The sequence below is a fragment of the Candidatus Enterococcus leclercqii genome, from assembly GCF_009933135.1.
GTDB classification, from domain to species: Bacteria; Bacillota; Bacilli; order Lactobacillales; family Enterococcaceae; genus Enterococcus_C; species Enterococcus_C leclercqii.
This window is the reverse complement of sequence record NZ_MAEH01000017.1, coordinates 188,555-207,427: the sequence shown is the minus strand read 5'-3', so window position 1 is coordinate 207,427 and position 18,873 is coordinate 188,555. Positions and strand designations below refer to the sequence as shown.

The window sequence follows — 18,873 nt, the reverse complement described above, 5'->3', positions numbered from 1 at the left end:
ATTTTAGCAACCTTTTTCTTTTTTCTTGTCAAAAAAAGCTATGATAAGAACGTAAACAAAAAGAGAGGATGATAAAAATGGAAAATGCGGTGAACAAAACCAGCCGAAAAGATAAATTCATTCGTGCCTTTGAAATGTTCGGTCGGTCTTTTTTGTTACCGGTTTCAGTGTTGCCGGCTGCCGGTATCTTAAAAGGAATCGGGTCAGCCTTTACTAACGCTAGCACGGTGGAGATGCATCCCTGGATGGGCAATGCAACATTGCAAATCGTGATGGGATTTTTGGAGATGCTGGGAAACGTTGCGTTTAACAACTTACCAGTAATCTTTGCTGTCGGAGTAGCCGTTGGTTTAGCCAAGCAAGAAAAAGGTTCTGCGGCGTTATCTGGTTTGTTGGGTTTTCTGGTGTTGCACAATACATTGAACTTTTTATTGAAAGTCAGTGGAACATTGGTTGATACCAGTGCTGAAAATGCCAGTGAAATGATGGCTCGTCATATGCAGACAACTGTATTAGGGATCCAAACGATGGACTTGAATGTCTTTGGGGGAATTATCACCGGTGTTATTGTCTATCTGGTGCATAAAAAAGCTATCAAGATTCAAGTACCGCAAGTTTTTGGCTTCTTTAGTGGGCCACGATTGGTACCTATTTTGATTATTCCTGTTATGGCGGTAGTTGGGATGGGCTTCTTTTTTATCTGGCCATTTGTCCAAGCTGCTATCACAGCATTATCTGTGGTCATTTTGAAATCTGGTTATGTAGGAACATTTGGTTATGGTGTTATTGAACGCCTGCTGTTACCTTTCGGATTGCATCACGGACTGAACTGGCCCGTTCGAACGACTGAGTTGGGCGGAATTTTCATGATCGACGGAAAAGAATATGCTGGAACAATTAATGCTTATATGGCAGCACTGTCTAGTAAGAGCCCAATTGATCCGATGATTACTCGTTTTTCATCAGGAAAATTTATCTACAATATGTTTGGACTGCCAGGAGCAGCGTTGGCAATGTATGTCACTGCTAAACCAAAAAACAAAAAAACAGTTGGGTCTTTGTTGCTAGCTGCGGCACTGACTTCATTTTTGACAGGGATTACTGAGCCTTTGGAATTTACCTTCCTATTTGTTGCACCCGCATTGTATGGGATTCATGCTGTTTTGGCAGGAACAACGATGTTGATTGCAAACGTCGCTGGGGCAGCTTTTCTGACTCCTACCGGTCATGGCTTGATCAATTTCTTGATTTACGGAGTCTTGCAAGGGGCTCGTACAAAATGGTGGTTGTTGCCGATTATTGGTGTCTTCTGTTTTGCAATGTATTTCCTAGTCTTCACGTATGTTATTAAGAAATTTGACTTCAAGACTCCTGGACGAGAAGATGATCCTTCTACTATCGCTCTGCACGGCAAGGATGAGACTCGTAAAAAAATGGGTGTTAAAACCCTCAAAGACCGAGACAAAGAAGGTCAAGGTGCGGCGGCTCCAGCTCCAAGTGGTGCGGCTATGACATTGCATGATCAAGCAGAAGCATTGATCAGTGCTCACGGTGGTCCGGAAAATATTGAAAATGTTGATGCATGTATTACGCGCCTACGAATTAACGTTAAAGATGATTCAATTGTTGACAGCAGTCATATTACCAGAGACTTGAATGCAATGGGCTTCAACAAGTCAGGTATGCAGATGCAATCTATTTATGGTGGTCGTGCAAATCAGCTAAAGGTAGAGATCAGAGAGATCTTGGGATTGGCGGATTGATGGATATGGAAAAGAATACGATATTCGTAACGGATTTGGATGGAACTTTTGTCAAAGATTCACGGAAAGTGACCCCGCAAGATCGCAAATCATTGTTAAAGTTGAAAGCAGAAATGCCGATTGCCATTGCTACTGGCCGCTCAGTTAAAGAAATTCGCTTTATTGAAAATCAGATTCAGCTGGCTTGTGACATCCGAATCGGCTTCAATGGTGGAATTATCGAAGTAAAAGGCGAAAGAATTTTTGAACAACCCATCGATAGTCAGACATTGCGTGCTGTGTTAGAGTGGATTCAACAACACCAGATTGTGTTCGATGCTTTGGATGGTGAACAGCGAATTGGTACCCATAAGAGCGATGATGCTGCCAAACTATGGAACATGGAGCTAGTTGAACCTCTACATTTATTTGATCTGTTGACAGAAAAAAAGATATTCAAGATTAATATTCGTCCAGACAGTGGCCAAGCAGATGAGCTACTGACTGAGTTACAAGGGCGCTTTCCACAGTTAGCTATTTGTAAGAGTGGCGAAAAGCGGATTGAGATTACGCCTTTAAACATCACGAAAGGACACGCTTTGGAATTGTTGAAAAAAAAGTATGACCTTGAGTTTATTTCGGCTGGTGATTCAGAAAATGATGTCAGTATGTTTAAAGAGTCCAGCCAATCTTTTTGTATGGCTCACGCTGCCCAACCGGTAAAAGAAGAAGCTACGACGATCATCGAAAATTTTTACGAGGTTGCTGATTTGATTGCATGAGGAGCTGATTAAGATGTTTTTTGGAAAGAAAAAAGGAATTTTTGCACCTGTTACGGGAGAATTTGTACCGCTGGAGGAAGTTAGTGATCCGGTTTTTGCTCAAAAGATGATGGGGGACGGGGTAGCGATAATTCCCGAAGCAGATGAGATCTCAAGCCCTGTGACTGGTATTGTAACGACAGTCATCGAACAAAAACATGCGCTAGGGCTGAAGATGGCAGGCGGGCAGGAGATTCTAGTGCACATGGGGATTGATACCGTGGAACTGCAGGGAGAACCTTTTGAGATACTGGTGAACCAAGGAGACAGCGTAGAGGTCGGGACACCCTTAGCTCGGATGAACCGCCAAGAGATTGCAGCGAAAGGAAAAGACACTGTAGTTCTGGTAATTGTTACCGGTCAAGAGTTGGCTTCTCACAAGTTCACTGTTCGAACCCATGTCCAAAAAGGAACCGAATTGGGTAAAGTCTAATTTTTGGAAATACTAAAAAGGTTGTGTATGTCGAAATTTCGAAAGCCTACACAACCTTTTTTGCTTTTCTATTTTACCAACTAGGTTCATTCGATGCTTTTTTATTCAGCAGTAAGATGGTCTCAAAGATCACTTCAGAAGCAACAGTCAGCATTAGCCGCGATCGGAGTTTTTTACGGTTTTGAACGGATTGGTGCGTCATCAGTGAAATATCACTCAGAGAAACGATAGGGTTACTCGAAAAGCCGGTGACAGAGATAATCTGACACCCTTTCACTTTACATTCTGAAATGACTTGGACAATTTGGGATTCAGCACCACTCAGAGAAAAGACGATGACGCTGTCTTGGGATCTGGCAATATCTGGAATATCACGGATTGGAAAAACTTCGGTGTAATCATTGGACCAGAGACCGAGATTCTTTAATTTATGGTTGAAAGCATTAGCGACAGTTGCAGAAGAGCCAATGCCGACACAGAAAATCCTTCTGGCAGAAAGAATGGCAGCAGCAATCTCTTTGACCGTCGCTTCATTCATCATGGCAATGGTTTTATCAAAGTCTTCTCGCATCACAGTCAGGATGGATTGATAGTCGGCTTCTGCAGTCAATTGGGCCTGGCGCTGATTTTCATTCAATAGTGCATATTTGAACTCTGTAAATGACTTAAAATCTAGCTTTTTGACGGCTCGAATAATCGTGGGAGCAGAAATGTGCAACGCTTCTTGGATAACTTTCAATTTCAAGTCGTCTAGCTGTTTATATTTTAAAATAAAGTCGATCGCCAATTGCTCCGTACTAGAAAGTTGGTCATAGTTATTTTGAATATGTGCATAAACGGATTCCATAGGCGCCTCCTTATTTAGTCAATCATCTAATTATAACACAGATGTATTTTGATAACTCACTTAGAAAGCGGTTCACTACGAGTGTGAAAATAAGCTGACATATCATCTAGGCAACCGTCAGTTGATATTCAATTTTATCAATAGGAAAAATGAGCATTAAGGTATAATCGAAGATGAGAAAGAAAAAGAACTGGTTCTGTTATTAATTAACTGATAAAATGAGGCAGAAAAATCACCATTGCCAGATTTAGTGCAATGGATGGCAGGGGATAAAACGCGGAGGATCTGGAAATGCCAAAGAAGTCATTAAAACAAAAAATCATTGCTGAGAGCCGTCGTTTAGGCATCGATAAGATCGGTTTTGCCTCAGCTGAACCCTTTTATGAGTTGGAAAAACCTTTGCAAAAACAGCGGGAAAAGGGGTACAATTCCGGATTTGAACATCAGAACATTCCAGAACGAATCTATCCGGAGCTGACTTTCGAGGGACCAAAGTCGATTATTGCCATTGCTTTGGCTTACCCTACCAAGATTCATGAAGGAGTTCCGAAAGATGAGAAGCGGGGGATGTTTGCCCGAGCATCCTGGGGAACAGATTATCACTTTATTTTGGAAGATCGAATGAATAAACTGATTGAATTTATCAAGAGTGAAGCAGCTCAGCTGGAAGAGGCTTCTGGTTGGCGTTTTGCACCGCAAGTAGATACCGGGGAACTGGTGGACGTAGCGGTTGCACAGCGAGCCGGACTGGGATTCATCGGGCGCAATGGTCTGTTGATTACCGAGGAATATGGTTCTTTTGTTTATTTAGGAGAAATTGTCACCAACATTGATTTTGAGGCGGATCAATCAGTTCCTTTTGGCTGTGGTGAGTGCACTCGTTGTATCAAGGCTTGTCCAACGACGGCACTTTTGGGAGACGGCAGCATGAATGCCAAGCGCTGTCTCTCCTATCAGACGCAGACAAAAGGAATGATGCCGGAAGAATACCGCAAAAAAATTCGGAATGTGATCTATGGCTGTGATATCTGTCAGATGGTGTGTCCATACAATAAAGATAAGGATTTTCACTTTCATCCAGAAATGGAGCCGACAGTTGACGAGGTCTATCCAAAACTACAACCGCTGTTGACGATTACCAATAAAGAGTTTAAGGAAAGTTTCGGCCATTTAGCGGGATCTTGGCGTGGTAAAAAACCACTTCAACGTAATGGAATCATTGCGTTGGCTAATGGTGGTGCTAGAGAGGCCTTGCCCTTGTTGTGGCAGTTGGTGCAACAAGATCCTCGGCCAGAGATTCGAGGAACTGCTGTCTGGAGTATCAGCCGTCTAGGGAGCAAGCAACCGGATCTTTGGGTGACGCGCCTCAGAGAACACCAATCCCATGAAAGTGCGCCAGAAGTTTTGGAAGAACTGACGAAAGCCATTATAAAATTACAAGAAAAGGTAGATAAAAATCAGTTTTAATCGTTTGTCCGGGTGCTTTATGGTACACTTGAACCAGAAAAAGGAGGTTATGGGATGTTTCAGATCGTGACCGATTCGTGTTGTGATATACCTTATCAGCTTTTGGAGGCACACAAGATTGCTTTTATTCCCATGATCGTGGAGATTGACGGTCAGGAATACTATGATGATTTGGGTAAAACCTTCGACTATGAAAAGTTTTTGCAAAACCTCAGAGACAAGCAGCAGCCCAGTACGTCTCAGATCAACGTAGGGCGCTATATCGAATTTTTCAAACCATATTGTGAAAAAAAAGAACCAATCCTGTACTTGTGCTTCACTTCAGGGATGAGCGGCTCTTATAACAGTGCGTTACAGGCAGTCAGCATCTTGAAAGAAGATTATCCTGAAGTTGAAATAACAGTAGTGGATACCTTGAACGCTAGTATTGGCGAAGGTGTTTTAGTATTGGGAGCTGCTAAACAACAGGCGGCAGGCAGTGACTTAGCGCAGGTTCAGCAATGGGTGGAGGACCATAAGTTAAAGGTCCAATCTTGGGTAACTGTGGATGATCTCAGTCATTTGTATCGAGGGGGGCGCCTGTCCCGTTCTCAGGCAGCAATGGGGGGGCTTTTAAATATCAAACCCATCATCCATGTGGATCATAAAGGCACGTTGCAAAATGTTGGTAAAGTTCGTGGGCGTAACAAAGCGCTGCAAAAAATCGTTGACGAGTCATTAGCTAATTTGACGTCTACGCAAGAACAACTGGTCTATGTGGCTTACTCAGAAGACCGGGAAGCTGCTGAAAAAGTTCTGGCGATGATGAAAGAAAAGATTGATGTGACAGAAAGTGCCATCTATCCATTAGGCCCTACAATCGCCAGCCATACAGGCTTGGGTTGTGTAGCTATCTTTACTTTTGGCAAAGAGCGCACCGACTGATTATTGCTTGGAAAAATTGAAACAGTCCCATCAGAGCGCCGAAAAAAGGCATTCTGACAGGACTGTTTTTTGCTTGTTATTTTTACTAGATTCCTAATCTGTCTAATGAGGGGTGATACAGCTAAAACCGGCATCAATAAAAAGGATCAATTGGCGGCTTCGTGGTAAGAGGCATCTCGTTTTGTCGGTTGACCGCTCCAGATTTTTTTGGCACTCCAATCTGCGTCCGGATCAGACCAGAAGGCAGTGGTTTCAGACAAGCCCAGCGGCAGCATCACTTCCAGGCATAAATAACAGCTGCCGACATTGATATAAGGCTCCCCCATCTCAGGCTGAGAACCGTAGACGCCAACTGTCAAAAAGCCATGTTGGTCAAAGGTATTTTCAGCACGCAGCACTCGTTTCATGACTGCCGTCAGCCCACAGCGAACCTGTGCAGGTGTGATATTTTGTGGTAAAAAGCCCTGCAAAGCAGCCTGTGCCAGATGTTGAAAACAACCGAAACGATAGCACATGGAACGGCCATAAACCGGATAAGTCCCGTCTGTATTAATCAATAGCTCTTGAAATTGAGCGAAGCGTTCTGCTCGAGCCATCACTAGATCCAAAAAGGCCAGGTCCTTTGGCTTGGCATTGGTAGCAATCACCGGATAACGTTTCGCCAGATCTACCAGCATCGGTTGAATCACAAAACTGTTGTAGTAGTCGTTGGCAAATTCTCTGCCGTCGCCGTACATCCCATCCCCCACATACCAACTGTTCATCAGCGTGTAGGCATAATCAATGCGCATCAAATCAAAGCTGGGATCACCCAATTGGTGCAAAGCAGCTTCTATCATAGCAGAAAATAAAATCCAATTGTTGTCATGGTGAATGATATCTCGAGACTGAGAAAAGGCGGTGATCAGATTATTTTTGACTGACTCATCCAGTGGACGAAGCAGCTGCTTGGGCGCGCGAAGCAGAGCATGGGCGAGAAAAGCTGCGTCTACCAAGGGCTGATCACCAACGCCATTGATATTGCTGAAATAGAATCTTTGTGGATTTTGCGGATCTACGGCGTGCCGCAAGCCAGCCAAAGCCAATTCGCGAAATTCTTTTTGCAGGCGGCGTTCCTCGTCATTAAAAACTGCCTCCAATTCCAACCAGGGAGCAATTCCCGCCAGACTGCGACCAAAGGCTTCCAAAGCAGCGGCCGGTTTCGGCGAGTAGCGAAGCATTTCATCACGCAGGCGATTGTCGGCCGCGGCTTCTAAGATCGGTCGGGCGATTTTTTCCATATTTTGCAGCCAATAAGTACGGGTATTCATTCAGATAATCTCCTTTGTTTAGTAAGCAACAATTCATAAGGACGTGAAAAGGCTTTCTTTCTTTGCTCTTTTTATAACATAGTTTTAGGAAAAATTCTATCTTATTTTTAGTAAAAAAACATCGCCGGTTTCTCAATAGAAACACGACGATGTTGTCGATCGCTTAAGCAAAAATTTCATTGACTCGTTTTTGGATGTCTTTGTTCTCCAAAAATTCGTCATAGGTGGTTTCAGCCCGATCCACGACGCCTTTGTCGGAAACGGCGATGATCCGGTTAGCCAGTGTTTGGATAAACTGATGGTCATGGCTGGCAAACAACAATGACCCGGTAAATGACATCAAACCATCGTTTAATGCGGTGATGGATTCCAAATCCAAGTGATTGGTAGGATCGTCGAGAACCAGAACATTGGCTTTTGACAGCATCATTTTTGAGAGCATGCAGCGAACTTTTTCGCCACCAGACAAGACGCGGACTGGCTTGAGAACTTCGTCACCAGAAAACAGCATCCGTCCTAAGAAGCTGCGCAAGAAGGTGTTGTCGTCTTCTTCTTTAGAAGCAAATTGCCGCAGCCAATCCAAAATTGTTAAGTCACTGTCGAAATCTTTGGTGGTATCTTTTGGCATGTACGATTGGCTGGTAGTGACACCCCAGCGAACAGTTCCGCTATCAGGCGTGATTTCACCCATGATGACTTTGAACAAAGTCGTGGTCACGATATCGTTGTTGGCGATAAAAGCGACTTTGTCATCTTTATTCAATGTGAAGCTGATCTTATCCAAGATTTTTTTGCCGTCGATAGTCACGCTAACATCCTCAACTTGCAGAAGGTCGTTACCGATTTCTCGTTCTGGTTTGAAGCCGACAAAAGGATAGCGGCGGGAAGAAGGTTGGATATCATCCAATGTGATTTTGTCCAACATTTTTTTACGAGAAGTTGCTTGTTTGGACTTGGAAGCATTGGCTGAAAAGCGAGCGATAAAGTCTTGGAGTTCCTTGATCTGTTCTTCTTTTTTGGCATTTTGTTGAGATTGAAGTTTTTGGGCCAGTTGGGAAGATTCCAACCAGAAATCGTAGTTGCCGACATAGAGCTTGATTTTGCCGAAGTCCAAGTCGGCCATGTGCGTGCAGACTTTGTTTAGGAAATGTCGGTCATGGGATACGACGATAACTGTATTTTCAAACTCAATCAAAAATTCTTCCAACCAGTTAATCGACTGAATATCCAGTCCATTGGTTGGTTCATCCAAAAGAAGTACATCTGGTTTGCCAAACAAGGCTTGCGCCAAGAGTACTTTGACTTTTTGACCAGCTGTTAATTCTTTCATAGGCAAAAAGTGAAGGTCTTCGGAAATATTTAGGCCTTGCAACATGACTGCGGCTTCTGGTTCAGCTTCCCAGCCATTCAGTTCGGCAAATTCCCCTTCCAATTCGGCGGCTTTGATCCCGTCTTCATCGGAGAAATCTTCTTTCATATAGATGGCGTCTTTTTCTTTCATGACATCATAAAGACGCTTGTGACCCATGATAACTGTTTCAATCACAGGGACCTCTTCGTAATCGAAGTGGTTCTGTTTCAAGACAGCCATCCGTTCGTCTGGCCCCAATGAAATGACGCCGGTGGAAGGTTGAATCTCTCCGGAAAGGACTTTAAGAAAAGTTGATTTGCCGGCACCGTTTGCCCCAATCAAGCCGTAACAGTTCCCTGGTGTGAATTTGATATTGACATCGTCAAAAAGCTTACGGTCGGAAAAATGCAAGCTGACATCGCTGACTGTGATCAATTGTTTTCCCTCGTTTCTGTGTATTTTCTAGGTGGGCAGCCAAGTTTTATCGAATGGTCTGGCGAAAAGCGCCGGAAAAAGCGATAAGACTGTCGCTGATAATGAGCTTTGCAACTAGGCCAAGACATGTTTGTTGTCCGCAACTAGTGAGAAGCCTAAAATCGTGGCAAGCAGCTGCCGCAGGTAAGATGCATTTTCTAAAAAAGGCCCCTCCGGTTTCCCGCCGGAAGAACCAATATTTGCAGTTTGCTCAACTCTTTGCATTATAGCCAGTTTGGCGGGGACTTGCAAGACAGTCCGGCGCTTTTAGTGAAATCTAAAAACTTTCACTTACTGTTTTCCGACTAATTCCGGTCAGAAATAGTGAACAATTTGTGAATCTGTGACTTATCTTTTGACGCTTTTTAGAGGGAGGCGTAAGGTTGATATATAAGGCATATAGTTTGTAACAAGTATCAAGCAGCTGTCAAAGGACGATGAATACAGCCGTTTTAGACAGAAATCTTCGTTCATTTGCAGTAGCGGATGCCAAAAGAAAGGAGCATTTTTATGGAAACAAGAAGAGGTTTTGATTGGGGATCGTTGATTTTAGGTATTTTATTTGTGATCACAGCACTTTTTTCATTCAACGATCCAGTAGGTAATTTAGTCGCAATCGTTGTCGTTTTTGCGGTGTTCTCTATTTTAAAGGGGATTTACGAGCTGTTTTTACGGAATCGCCTGAAAGATCTTACCGGCTACAAAGCAACGATGCCAATTATTTTAGGGATCATCGATATTTTAATCGGGGTATTCCTGTTCTTCAATATGAATGCCGGCGTTTTGGCCTTGCCATACATCTTTGCCATTTGGTTCATCATTGACTCGATTTTTGGCTTGTTTGCTTTGGACCTGGCTCGGGCTCACAGTACCGGCTATTACTGGTTCTCATTGATCATTGATCTTCTGGGAATCATCGTAGGGATCGTTCTTTTGTTCAATCCAGTGTCTTCAGCATTGACACTGAGCTTTTTGGTAGGGTTCTACTTTATGATGTTTGGAATTAGCGCCATCGTCTACGCTTTTCGTAACTAAGGTGTGTCTGAAAACTCTGGGGGAATTTAGAGTTTTGCGGACTGTTTGCTGAAATTAAGGAGTAAAGCGCAGCTTATGTGGTGCATAAGTGAGCGTTTAAGAGGAAGCTTGTGGTGAAAAGAACCAATATATCTGCCGCTGAGGTTCTCAGATACGCCTTAATCAAACAAAACTGGCAGCTGGTTAAAATTAGTCTTTTCTTCATCAATGAGATGATGGAAGAGACTTTTTATTTTGGCAAGATTACTGTCTGAAATGGGGTTGGTAGGAGATTCTCTGGTGCCCCGAATTTTTTGATATGGTATAATCAAAACGATTACATGCCTTTAATAATGAGAGCTAAAATGAGTTAAAATAAGTAATGCAGAAGGAGAATGTGTGATGGGTTGGTTCACGGCATTAGCACCTTGGCAGCAGGCTTTGGTAGGGTGTGCATTTACGTATGGAATGACAGCGTTGGGGGCAGGGCTGGTCTTTTTCTTCAAAGAAATCAAAAAAGAAGTTCTGAATCTGATGTTAGGCTTTGCTTCGGGGGTCATGATTGCTGCGAGTTTCTGGTCACTTTTGGATCCGGCTATCGCTTGGGCGGAGCAAAACGGCGATATTCCTTGGCTAGTGGTAAGTATTGGTTTTGGTGCTGGCGGTTTGTTCTTATATATTGCGGATAAGACGATTCCTCATATGCACTTTGGACCGAACCACGAGCAAGAAGGAATGCCCAGCCACTTGAAGCGGACGATTTTGTTGGTTTTTTCGATTACACTGCACAATATTCCCGAGGGTTTGGCAGTTGGTGTGGCTTTTGGTGCTGCAGCTGAAGCCAGCGATCCCGTCACAGCCTCAATTGCTGCGATTTCCGTAGCGCTGGGTATCGGCATCCAAAACTTTCCTGAAGGGGCCGCGGTTTCAATTCCGTTGCGCCAAGAAGGCTTGAGCCGAAGCAAAGCATTCTTATATGGCCAAGCTTCTGGAATTGTGGAGCCTATCGCGGGTGTCTTGGGAGCGCTGCTAGTCACAAAGGTTACCTCCTTGTTGCCCTATGCATTGGCTTTTGCCGCAGGTGCGATGATCTATGTGGTGGTGGAAGAACTGATTCCCGAAGCACAGCAGACAACCTCCAGCAAACGTCATTTTGCAGTATTCGGTACGATGCTGGGTTTCATGATTATGATGATTTTAGATGTAGCGTTGGGTTAAAAAAATACCGCCGGCTGCTGTCGTATCAAAACGGCGAGCAACCGGCGGTATTTTTCCTGTTTATTGAAAAATTAATAACGACGTCGAGGCTGGGAACGATTGGTCAACCAACGGACCAAAAATACGGCAATGAGGATCGGGATTCCAAAACGGAAGATTAGTCCGATCAAACCACCGACCATATTCAAAATAAACCCTGCTACGACTAAAAATCCTACAAAGGCCAGCACTTTGACCAAAGTCGATTGTTTTTCCATAAGCTTTTCCTCCTCGAATAACTGTCAGCTTCATTACAAATCCTACCGGCAGCTGCTGTGTCGGTTATTTGTTTTCTACGTAATCATCATATCAAGGACCCTTCGTGGAAACATCGGTCTTTGGGCGGATTTCCGGATAGGACTTGTTGAATGCGTAGAAAAAATAAGGGAAAAACCTTGTTTTTCTCACGATGATGGGGCAATTCTTAATAAAGAGCGAAAAAGGCGACTTCTGCGTGTCAAGCGTGGGTATATTTGCTAAAATTAAAACAGAAAAATGGAAAGAAAAAGGAAACCTTAGTGAATAAAGTGAACAATAATTACCAAGCGACGATTTATGCGTGCTTTGCTGGTTATATCGTCCAAGCGGTCATCGTCAACTTTGCACCGTTGCTGTTTTTGACTTTTCAAGAGCAATATCAGATTCCGTTGAGCCAGATTACGCTTTTGGTCACCTTCAATTTTTTACTGCAGCTGTTAGTAGATTTTGCCGCAATCTTTTTTGTAGATAAAATTGGCTATCGAGTCAGTATTATCGCCGCTCACTTATTTTCCGCAGTGGGATTAGCAGGTTTAGCCTTGTTTCCGGGATTGTTTGGGGATCCTTTTTACGGGCTGTTGCTGGCAGTATTGATCTATGCCATTGGCGGTGGGCTGTTGGAGGTTTTGGTAAGTCCAATCGTGGAAGCCTGCCCTACAGATAACAAAGAAAAAGCCATGAGTCTGCTCCACTCCTTTTATTGCTGGGGATATGTGGGGGTTGTTTTGGTTTCGACTCTGTTTTTTGCAGTCTTTGGGATTGGAAATTGGCCGATTTTGGCGTTGTTGTGGGCGGTGATTCCATTAGTGAATGCCTTCGTCTTTACCAAAGTTCCCATCAATTCATTGATTGCTGACGGAGAAGAGGGCCTGCCGATTCGCAAGCTTTTGTCATTGAAAAGTTTTTGGCTGTTTTTGGCTATGATGGTCTGTGCCGGCGCCAGTGAACAAAGCGTGGGGCAATGGGCATCAACCTTTGCTGAAGAAGGTCTCGGCGTCGCCAAAGCGGTGGGGGATTTGACTGGTCCGATGTTTTTTGCTTTGATGATGGGCTTGGCTCGAGTCTTTTATGGAAAATATGGCGATCGCATCGATCTTCGACGCTTTATGATGGTGTCAGCCATACTGGCAGTGGGTTCTTATCTGTTGATTGGCTTAACGGGTGTGCCGGTATTGGGTTTACTCGGTTGTGGCTTGAGTGGTTTGGCGGTAGGTATCATGTGGCCCGGCACTTTCAGTTTGGCTACTGGTGTTATCAAAAATGGCGGTACGGCGATGTTTGCCTATATGGCTTTGGCAGGAGACTTAGGCTGTTCTTTAGGGCCGACGGTGGTAGGCTTTATGTCCGCTCGCTTTGACGACCAGCTGCGTCTGGGAATTTTGGGAGCAATCGGCTTTCCGCTGGGATTGGTACTGGGCATCAGATTGTTGAAGACGATGTTTTTACGTCGGCAGCAGGCACCTATTGTTAAGACTTCTGAAGAGCTTTGAAACTGACAGTCAGGTAAAATTGGAAGAGAGCCTGTCAAACAGGAAAAGAAATCGCTGATGACAGCGTGAAACGAGGAATTTCTATGAAAAAAGATAAACACACCCAAGAGAAATCTGCTTGGTTCACTTGGAAAGATTTGATTTGGATTGCCGCCTTGATCTTGTTGGTTGTCGGCTTGCGCCAGTTTATTTTCACCCCTGTGGAAGTCCATGGTGCTTCAATGGATCCCAATTTGCAGGATTCTGAGCGCTTGATTGGCTTGAAGGTGGGAGAAACCAAACGCTTTGATGTGGTAAGTTTCCATGCACCCGATGCAGACAAAGAATACATCAAGCGAGTGATTGCATTCGGTGGTGAAACCGTAGAATACAAGAGCGACAAACTGTATATCGATGGCAAAGAATACCAAGAAGCTTACCTCGACCAGTACAAAAAGCAACTGACAGAAGGAGAACTCTTCACTGCAGATTTCAGCTTCACTGTCCCTAAAGATCGGCTCTTTGTTCTGGGAGACAATCGCCCTGTTTCAAAAGATAGCCGAGTGTTTGGTGCAATCGAAAAAAGCAGCATCACCTCCAACGCTAAATTTATTTTCTGGCCGTTGAACAAATTCGGTACCGTCAATTGATAAAATTACAAGATTAGGAGATTACTAAAGGCGATCTTCTTTTTGTTTGGTTGGGGAGTTTATAATGCGATGAAAAAGACGGTGGTCATTTTGGTGGTTGGGTGGGTAAGTCCTATTTTGTGAAGTGAACTTCATAGTTGATAAAAAAATGGCGAAATGTGAAGTGAACTTCACATTCCGTAAAATGCTAACAAAAACACAAAACAAACTTCATATTTCTTGTAATACACAAAAGCGCCCCTCAATTATTTGAGGAGGCGCTTTTTAGTTAGTGTAGTTATTCTCGAATCTGTCCATCGCCGTAAATGATGTATTTCGAGGAGGTCAATTCTTCTAAGCCCATTGGTCCGCGGGCATGTAATTTTTGGGTAGAAATACCAATCTCTGCGCCAAAGCCAAAGACGAAGCCGTCGGTAAAACGGGTGGAGGCATTGACATAGACGGCAGCTGCATCGACTTCTGCCAAGAATTTCTGGGAGGCAAAGTAATTGTCGGTGATGATGGCTTCTGAGTGTTTGGTGTTGTAGCGGTTAATGTGGGCGATGGCTTCATCGATATCTGCGACCACTTTGACAGCCATGATGTAATCTAGAAACTCGGTAGACCAGTCTTCTTCGACAGCTGGAAGCGCCCCTTCTAAATAAGGCAGTGATTTTTCGTCTGCCCGTAATTGAACGTTGTGTTCAGCTAATTTTGCGGCAATTTTTGGTAAGAAGTCCGCGGCCACATCTTGGTGAATTAGCAGTGTTTCCGCCGCATTGCAGACGGAAGGACGCTGGGTTTTGGCATTGTCTACGATATTGACTGCCATCTCTAGTTGCGCCGCTTGATCGACATAAATATGATTATTGCCGGTTCCAGTTTCAATGACCGGGACAGTGGCAGTTTCTTTGACTCTGCGAATCAGGCCGGCGCCACCCCGGGGAATTAAGACATCCAGATACTCAGTGAGACGCATCATTTGATTGGCAACTTCGTGACTGGTATCTTCTACAAATTGGACGGCATGGGGTGTGAAGTCATTATCGGTCAATGCTTTTTGAAGGACCTCTACCAAAATTTTATTGGAATGGAAGGCTTCTTTTCCTCCTCGTAAAATCACAGCATTGCCGGTCTTGAAACAAAGACTAGCCGCATCGGTGGTGACATTGGGGCGAGATTCATAAATGATACCGATGACGCCCAGGGGCACTTTTTGGCGGCCAATCATCAGTCCATCTGTGTTTTTCCACATTTTTTCAACTTCACCGATAGGATCTGGCAGCTGGACGACTTCCCGGATGCCATTTGCCATTTCGCTAATTCGCGGGCCAGTCAGCCGCAAACGGTCTTGCATGGTTTCAGAAATACCGTTGTCTTGCGCTTTAGCCAAGTCTTTCTGATTGGCAGCCAAGATTGTTGCGGTAGCAGCTTCTAGTGCAGCCGCCATCTGTAGCAGCAGGTGGTTTTTTTTCTGAGTATCCGCCAATGCCAGTTGACGGGCGGCGGTTTGGGCTTGTTGCCCCAGTATGTTCAAATCCATTTATTTCACGCCTTTCTTAGAGATGTCAGTTACAAAACAGAGTACCAATTTCAGCACCAGCGAGGATGTCAAAAATTACTTGTGGCTTTTGCCCATTAGCTAAAACCATCGCGCTGTCGGCCTCCAGGATTCGCTGAGCAGCTTTCAATTTGCTGACCATGCCGCCAGTACCAAAGCGACTGCCTTTATCGCCAGCGCGCTCCATGGTTTCTTCAGAAATTTCGTGGATTGTTGAGTAGAGGATTGCTTCTTGATCGACAGCGGGATTGGCGGAATAAAATCCGTCGATATCCGAAAGCATAATCAACAAGTCAGCTTCTGTGATTTGGGCAACGATAGCCGACAACTGATCATTGTCGCCGAACTTGGTTTGATGGTCCAGTTCTTCCACTGCCACGGCATCATTTTCATTGATAATCGGAATAATCTTCATCGCCAGCAGCTGATTCAAAGTATTGATTACGTTTTTTCGACTTTCTGGAAATTCTACGATGTCCCGGGTTAAGAGTACTTGAGCTGTCTGTTGGCTGTAGGTGAGAAATCGTTGGTTGTAGATATTCATCAATTCTGCTTGACCGACAGCGGCCACGGCCTGTTGCTGCGGGATTGCGGTCGGTCGGGCGGCCAGCCCCAGTTTATTCATTCCCACTCCGATGGCACCGGATGAAACTAGGATGATTTCTTTGCCTTGATTGGCCAGATCAGTCAGTACGAAAGCCAGCTGATCGATTCCCGACAAGTTGATATTGCCGTTGGGATAGATGAGTGAGCTGGTTCCGATTTTGATAACGATCCGTTTGGCATTTTGCAATGATTCCCGCACAACGATCTCCTCCATTTGTTTATTTCCTACCATTGTACAAGGTTTCGACAGGGATTTCATCCGTAAAATAATAATTGTCAGATAATTTTAAGCAGATTTTCCTGAAAATGACGGATGTTTCATGTGAAACATTGGGAAACATTCATTGTGCAGTGCAAGATTTCCTGAAGCAAAAAGGAAATCCGCCAGTTCAAGAGGTGGAAAAAGGTGTGCGGTGCTATAATCACAAAAAATGAATTTTTTTAATGACTGCAACCTTTTAAACAGCTACTGACTCTAATAGATGTCTGATACTAGTGAGGACGAAAAACTAAGAGTGAAGATGGTGAACTTTTCAGAGAGAGTCATTTTACATATCAAAAAGCACTGTTCAAAAACAAGGGGAGTGAAGGAACAGCGGAACAGACCAAGTTGTGAATTTTTCCTGATTTCTTCATGAAATGCGCCGTTTGTCCTGTGACAATATGCTAAAATAGGCTGATAATGTACGAAAGAAGGGAACAAATTCATGAAAAAGCGCGGATTTGAAGTCGTTTCGGCTTATCAAGGAAGCAATATCAACTTACCGGTACGGGCAACACAGCAAGCAGCAGGCTACGATTTCGAGGCGGCGGTGGATGTAGTCGTACCGAGTATTTGGAAATCGGGCATTTTAGATGCGGTTAAAGCATTGATGAGTGAAGATGCTGTAGCGGAGGTCCAAAAGAAGGTGAAACCGGTCTTGGTTCCGACTGGCGTCAAAGCCTACATGGGCGAGGATGAATTTTTGCAGCTGGCCAATCGTTCCAGCAATTCTCATAAGCGCTTTCTGATTTTGGCAAATGGCGTGGGGGTCATCGACAGCGATTATTACGGTAATCCTGACAATGAAGGCCATATCATGTTTCAATTCATCAATTTCGGCCCTTTTGACGTATCTATCAAAAAAGGGGAACGAATCGGGCAAGGTATCTTCCTGCCGTTTTTGAAGGCAGACCAAGATGTCGCATCAGGGGAACGGACTGGCGGCTTCGGATCTACCGGGCAGCAGTGAGGTTATTAAAAAAGGCCCCTTCTATGGTAAAATGAAGCATAACGGAGGTGCCTGAAGAATCATGGCAAAAAAAGCCAAAGTACAATTTGAATGTCAGCATTGCGGTTATATCGCACCGAAATATTTTGGGAAATGTCCGAACTGTGGCAGCTGGAATTCGATGGTGGAAGTGACGATCCAAGATACAAATGATCGCCGCGTTCGTGCATCGCTGACCGGAGAAAAGACCCGGCCAACGAAGATTGCTGAAGTTGTGCCCAAAAAAGAACCTCGTGTGGCAACAAAACTTGCCGAGCTGAATCGAGTTTTGGGAGGCGGAGTTGTTCCGGGCTCATTAGTGCTAATTGGTGGGGACCCTGGTATCGGGAAGTCCACGCTGCTTTTGCAGGTGTCGCAACAACTGGCAGACGTCGGCGGCAAGGTGCTTTATGTCTCCGGAGAAGAAAGCGCCGAGCAAATCAAGATGCGGGCGGAACGTCTAGGCAGCATCGAGACGGAATTTTACCTCTACGCTGAGACGGACATGCATGAAGTGGCACGAGCAATCGAGGACCTGGAACCTGATTATGTCATCATTGATTCCATCCAAACCATGACTCAGCCGGATATAACCAGTGTGGCAGGCTCTGTCAGCCAAGTGCGGGAAACGACAGCTGAACTGCTGAAAATCGCTAAAACCAACGGCATTGCTATTTTTATTGTTGGTCATGTGACGAAAGAAGGGGCAATCGCCGGTCCCCGAATGTTGGAGCATATGGTAGACACGGTGTTGTATTTCGAAGGGGAAAAGCATCACAGCTTCCGCATTCTGCGAGCTGTAAAAAATCGCTTTGGTTCCACTAATGAAATTGGAATCTTCGAAATGCAGGCAGATGGTCTTCATGAAGTGGCGAATCCTTCGCAAGTTTTCTTGGAGGAACGCTTAGCTGGTGCTACCGGTTCAGCAATCGTGGTGGCGATGGAGGGCAGTCGGCCGATTCTCGTGGAGATTCAAGCGTTGGTAACACCCACGATGTTCGGCAATGCCAAGCGGACCACCACCGGTTTAGACTTCAATCGCGTGTCATTGATTATGGCGGTTTTGGAAAAACGGGCGGGCCTGCTGTTGCAAAATCAAGATGCCTACTTGAAGGCTGCCGGCGGGGTCAAGCTGAACGAGCCGGCCATCGACTTAGCAGTGGCGGTGGCGATTGCTTCCAGTTATAAGGAAAAAGGCACGGAACCCACCGAATGCTTCATTGGTGAAATCGGTCTAACGGGCGAGATTCGCCGGGTCAGCAGCATCGAGCAACGCGTCAAAGAGGTCCAAAAATTAGGCTTTACCAAGGTGTACCTGCCGAAAAATAATCTCGGCGGTTGGGAGCCACCTGAAGAAATTGCCATCGTACCTGTCTCTACTATTGCTGAGACGCTGAAAAAAGTTTTCGGCTAATTAACAAAGGCGGGCTACTTTTTAATACGAAGGGCTCGCCGCCAAA

General features: G+C 44.7%; 18 protein-coding genes. 12 read left to right on the top strand and 6 right to left on the bottom strand.

The genetic code is table 11. The features are described from left to right. Positions 1–77: 77 nt before the first annotated feature. The 3 genes from BAU14_RS12145 to BAU14_RS12135 are packed head-to-tail and all read left to right on the top strand — an operon-like array spanning position 78 to position 2,996. A complete protein-coding gene (locus BAU14_RS12145) occupies positions 78–1,763 on the top strand; it encodes a PTS transporter subunit EIIC (protein ID WP_161900377.1) in 1,686 nt (561 codons plus the stop codon). Between the two features lie 5 nt (positions 1,764–1,768). Continuing rightward, positions 1,769–2,524, top strand: a complete 756-nt coding sequence (locus BAU14_RS12140) for a Cof-type HAD-IIB family hydrolase (RefSeq protein ID WP_161900376.1) — start codon at positions 1,769–1,771, stop codon at positions 2,522–2,524. Positions 2,525–2,537: 13 nt separating this feature from the next. Then, complete coding sequence (locus tag BAU14_RS12135; protein ID WP_161900375.1) at positions 2,538–2,996, top strand: PTS sugar transporter subunit IIA; 459 nt, start codon at positions 2,538–2,540, stop codon at positions 2,994–2,996. A gap of 73 nt (positions 2,997–3,069) precedes the next feature. Here BAU14_RS12135 and BAU14_RS12130 read toward each other — a convergent pair whose 3' ends face one another. Next, positions 3,070–3,843, bottom strand: coding sequence for a MurR/RpiR family transcriptional regulator (locus BAU14_RS12130; RefSeq protein WP_161900374.1), 774 nt, complete (start codon positions 3,841–3,843; stop codon positions 3,070–3,072). Between the two features lie 291 nt (positions 3,844–4,134). Here BAU14_RS12130 and queG point away from each other — a divergent pair, with 291 nt between their 5' ends. Then, a complete protein-coding gene (queG, locus tag BAU14_RS12125) occupies positions 4,135–5,310 on the top strand; it encodes a tRNA epoxyqueuosine(34) reductase QueG (RefSeq protein ID WP_161900373.1) in 1,176 nt (391 codons plus the stop codon). A 54-nt stretch (positions 5,311–5,364) separates the two neighbouring features. Next, on the top strand, positions 5,365–6,234 hold the full coding sequence (locus tag BAU14_RS12120; RefSeq protein ID WP_161900372.1) for a DegV family protein: 870 nt from the start codon (positions 5,365–5,367) through the stop codon (positions 6,232–6,234). Between the two features lie 146 nt (positions 6,235–6,380). Here the strand turns inward: BAU14_RS12120 and BAU14_RS12115 are convergent, their stop codons facing one another. Beyond that, positions 6,381–7,544: a DUF2264 domain-containing protein gene (locus tag BAU14_RS12115; protein WP_161900371.1), complete on the bottom strand. Its 1,164-nt coding sequence runs from the start codon at positions 7,542–7,544 to the stop codon at positions 6,381–6,383. Positions 7,545–7,707: 163 nt separating this feature from the next. Further along, positions 7,708–9,330 (bottom strand): ABC-F family ATP-binding cassette domain-containing protein, encoded by a 1,623-nt coding sequence (locus tag BAU14_RS12110; protein ID WP_161900370.1) that lies wholly within the window; start codon positions 9,328–9,330, stop codon positions 7,708–7,710. Positions 9,331–9,879: 549 nt separating this feature from the next. Between BAU14_RS12110 and BAU14_RS12105 the strand changes: the two genes are divergently transcribed. The 3 genes from BAU14_RS12105 (at position 9,880) to BAU14_RS12095 (ending at position 11,601) form a co-directional block, all read left to right on the top strand. Continuing rightward, positions 9,880–10,404, top strand: a complete 525-nt coding sequence (locus BAU14_RS12105) for an HdeD family acid-resistance protein (RefSeq protein WP_161900369.1) — start codon at positions 9,880–9,882, stop codon at positions 10,402–10,404. 113 nt (positions 10,405–10,517) lie between these two features. Next, a complete protein-coding gene (locus tag BAU14_RS12100) occupies positions 10,518–10,658 on the top strand; it encodes a hypothetical protein (RefSeq protein WP_161900368.1) in 141 nt (46 codons plus the stop codon). 127 nt (positions 10,659–10,785) lie between these two features. After that, complete coding sequence (locus tag BAU14_RS12095) at positions 10,786–11,601, top strand: ZIP family metal transporter (RefSeq protein ID WP_161900367.1); 816 nt, start codon at positions 10,786–10,788, stop codon at positions 11,599–11,601. Between the two features lie 71 nt (positions 11,602–11,672). Here BAU14_RS12095 and BAU14_RS12090 read toward each other — a convergent pair whose 3' ends face one another. Then, entirely contained in the window at positions 11,673–11,858 is a 186-nt protein-coding gene (locus tag BAU14_RS12090) for a hypothetical protein (protein WP_161900366.1), read from the bottom strand. Positions 11,859–12,158: 300 nt separating this feature from the next. Here BAU14_RS12090 and BAU14_RS12085 point away from each other — a divergent pair, with 300 nt between their 5' ends. Together BAU14_RS12085 and lepB are read left to right on the top strand one after the other, a co-directional pair. Further along, entirely contained in the window at positions 12,159–13,388 is a 1,230-nt protein-coding gene (locus BAU14_RS12085; protein WP_237580465.1) for an MFS transporter, read from the top strand. Between the two features lie 83 nt (positions 13,389–13,471). Continuing rightward, positions 13,472–14,017 (top strand): signal peptidase I, encoded by a 546-nt coding sequence (lepB, locus tag BAU14_RS12080; RefSeq protein ID WP_161900365.1) that lies wholly within the window; start codon positions 13,472–13,474, stop codon positions 14,015–14,017. Between the two features lie 277 nt (positions 14,018–14,294). On the opposite strand, the gene BAU14_RS12075 is transcribed toward lepB, so the two are convergent. Together BAU14_RS12075 and proB are read right to left on the bottom strand one after the other, a co-directional pair. Further along, complete coding sequence (locus BAU14_RS12075; protein ID WP_161900364.1) at positions 14,295–15,539, bottom strand: glutamate-5-semialdehyde dehydrogenase; 1,245 nt, start codon at positions 15,537–15,539, stop codon at positions 14,295–14,297. A 25-nt stretch (positions 15,540–15,564) separates the two neighbouring features. Further along, positions 15,565–16,377 (bottom strand): glutamate 5-kinase, encoded by an 813-nt coding sequence (proB, locus tag BAU14_RS12070; protein ID WP_161900363.1) that lies wholly within the window; start codon positions 16,375–16,377, stop codon positions 15,565–15,567. 493 nt (positions 16,378–16,870) lie between these two features. On the opposite strand from proB, the gene BAU14_RS12065 reads away from it, so the two are divergent. Then, on the top strand, positions 16,871–17,395 hold the full coding sequence (locus BAU14_RS12065) for a dUTP diphosphatase (RefSeq protein WP_161900362.1): 525 nt from the start codon (positions 16,871–16,873) through the stop codon (positions 17,393–17,395). A gap of 61 nt (positions 17,396–17,456) precedes the next feature. Beyond that, positions 17,457–18,827, top strand: a complete 1,371-nt coding sequence (radA, locus tag BAU14_RS12060) for a DNA repair protein RadA (protein WP_161900361.1) — start codon at positions 17,457–17,459, stop codon at positions 18,825–18,827. Positions 18,828–18,873 lie beyond the last annotated feature (46 nt).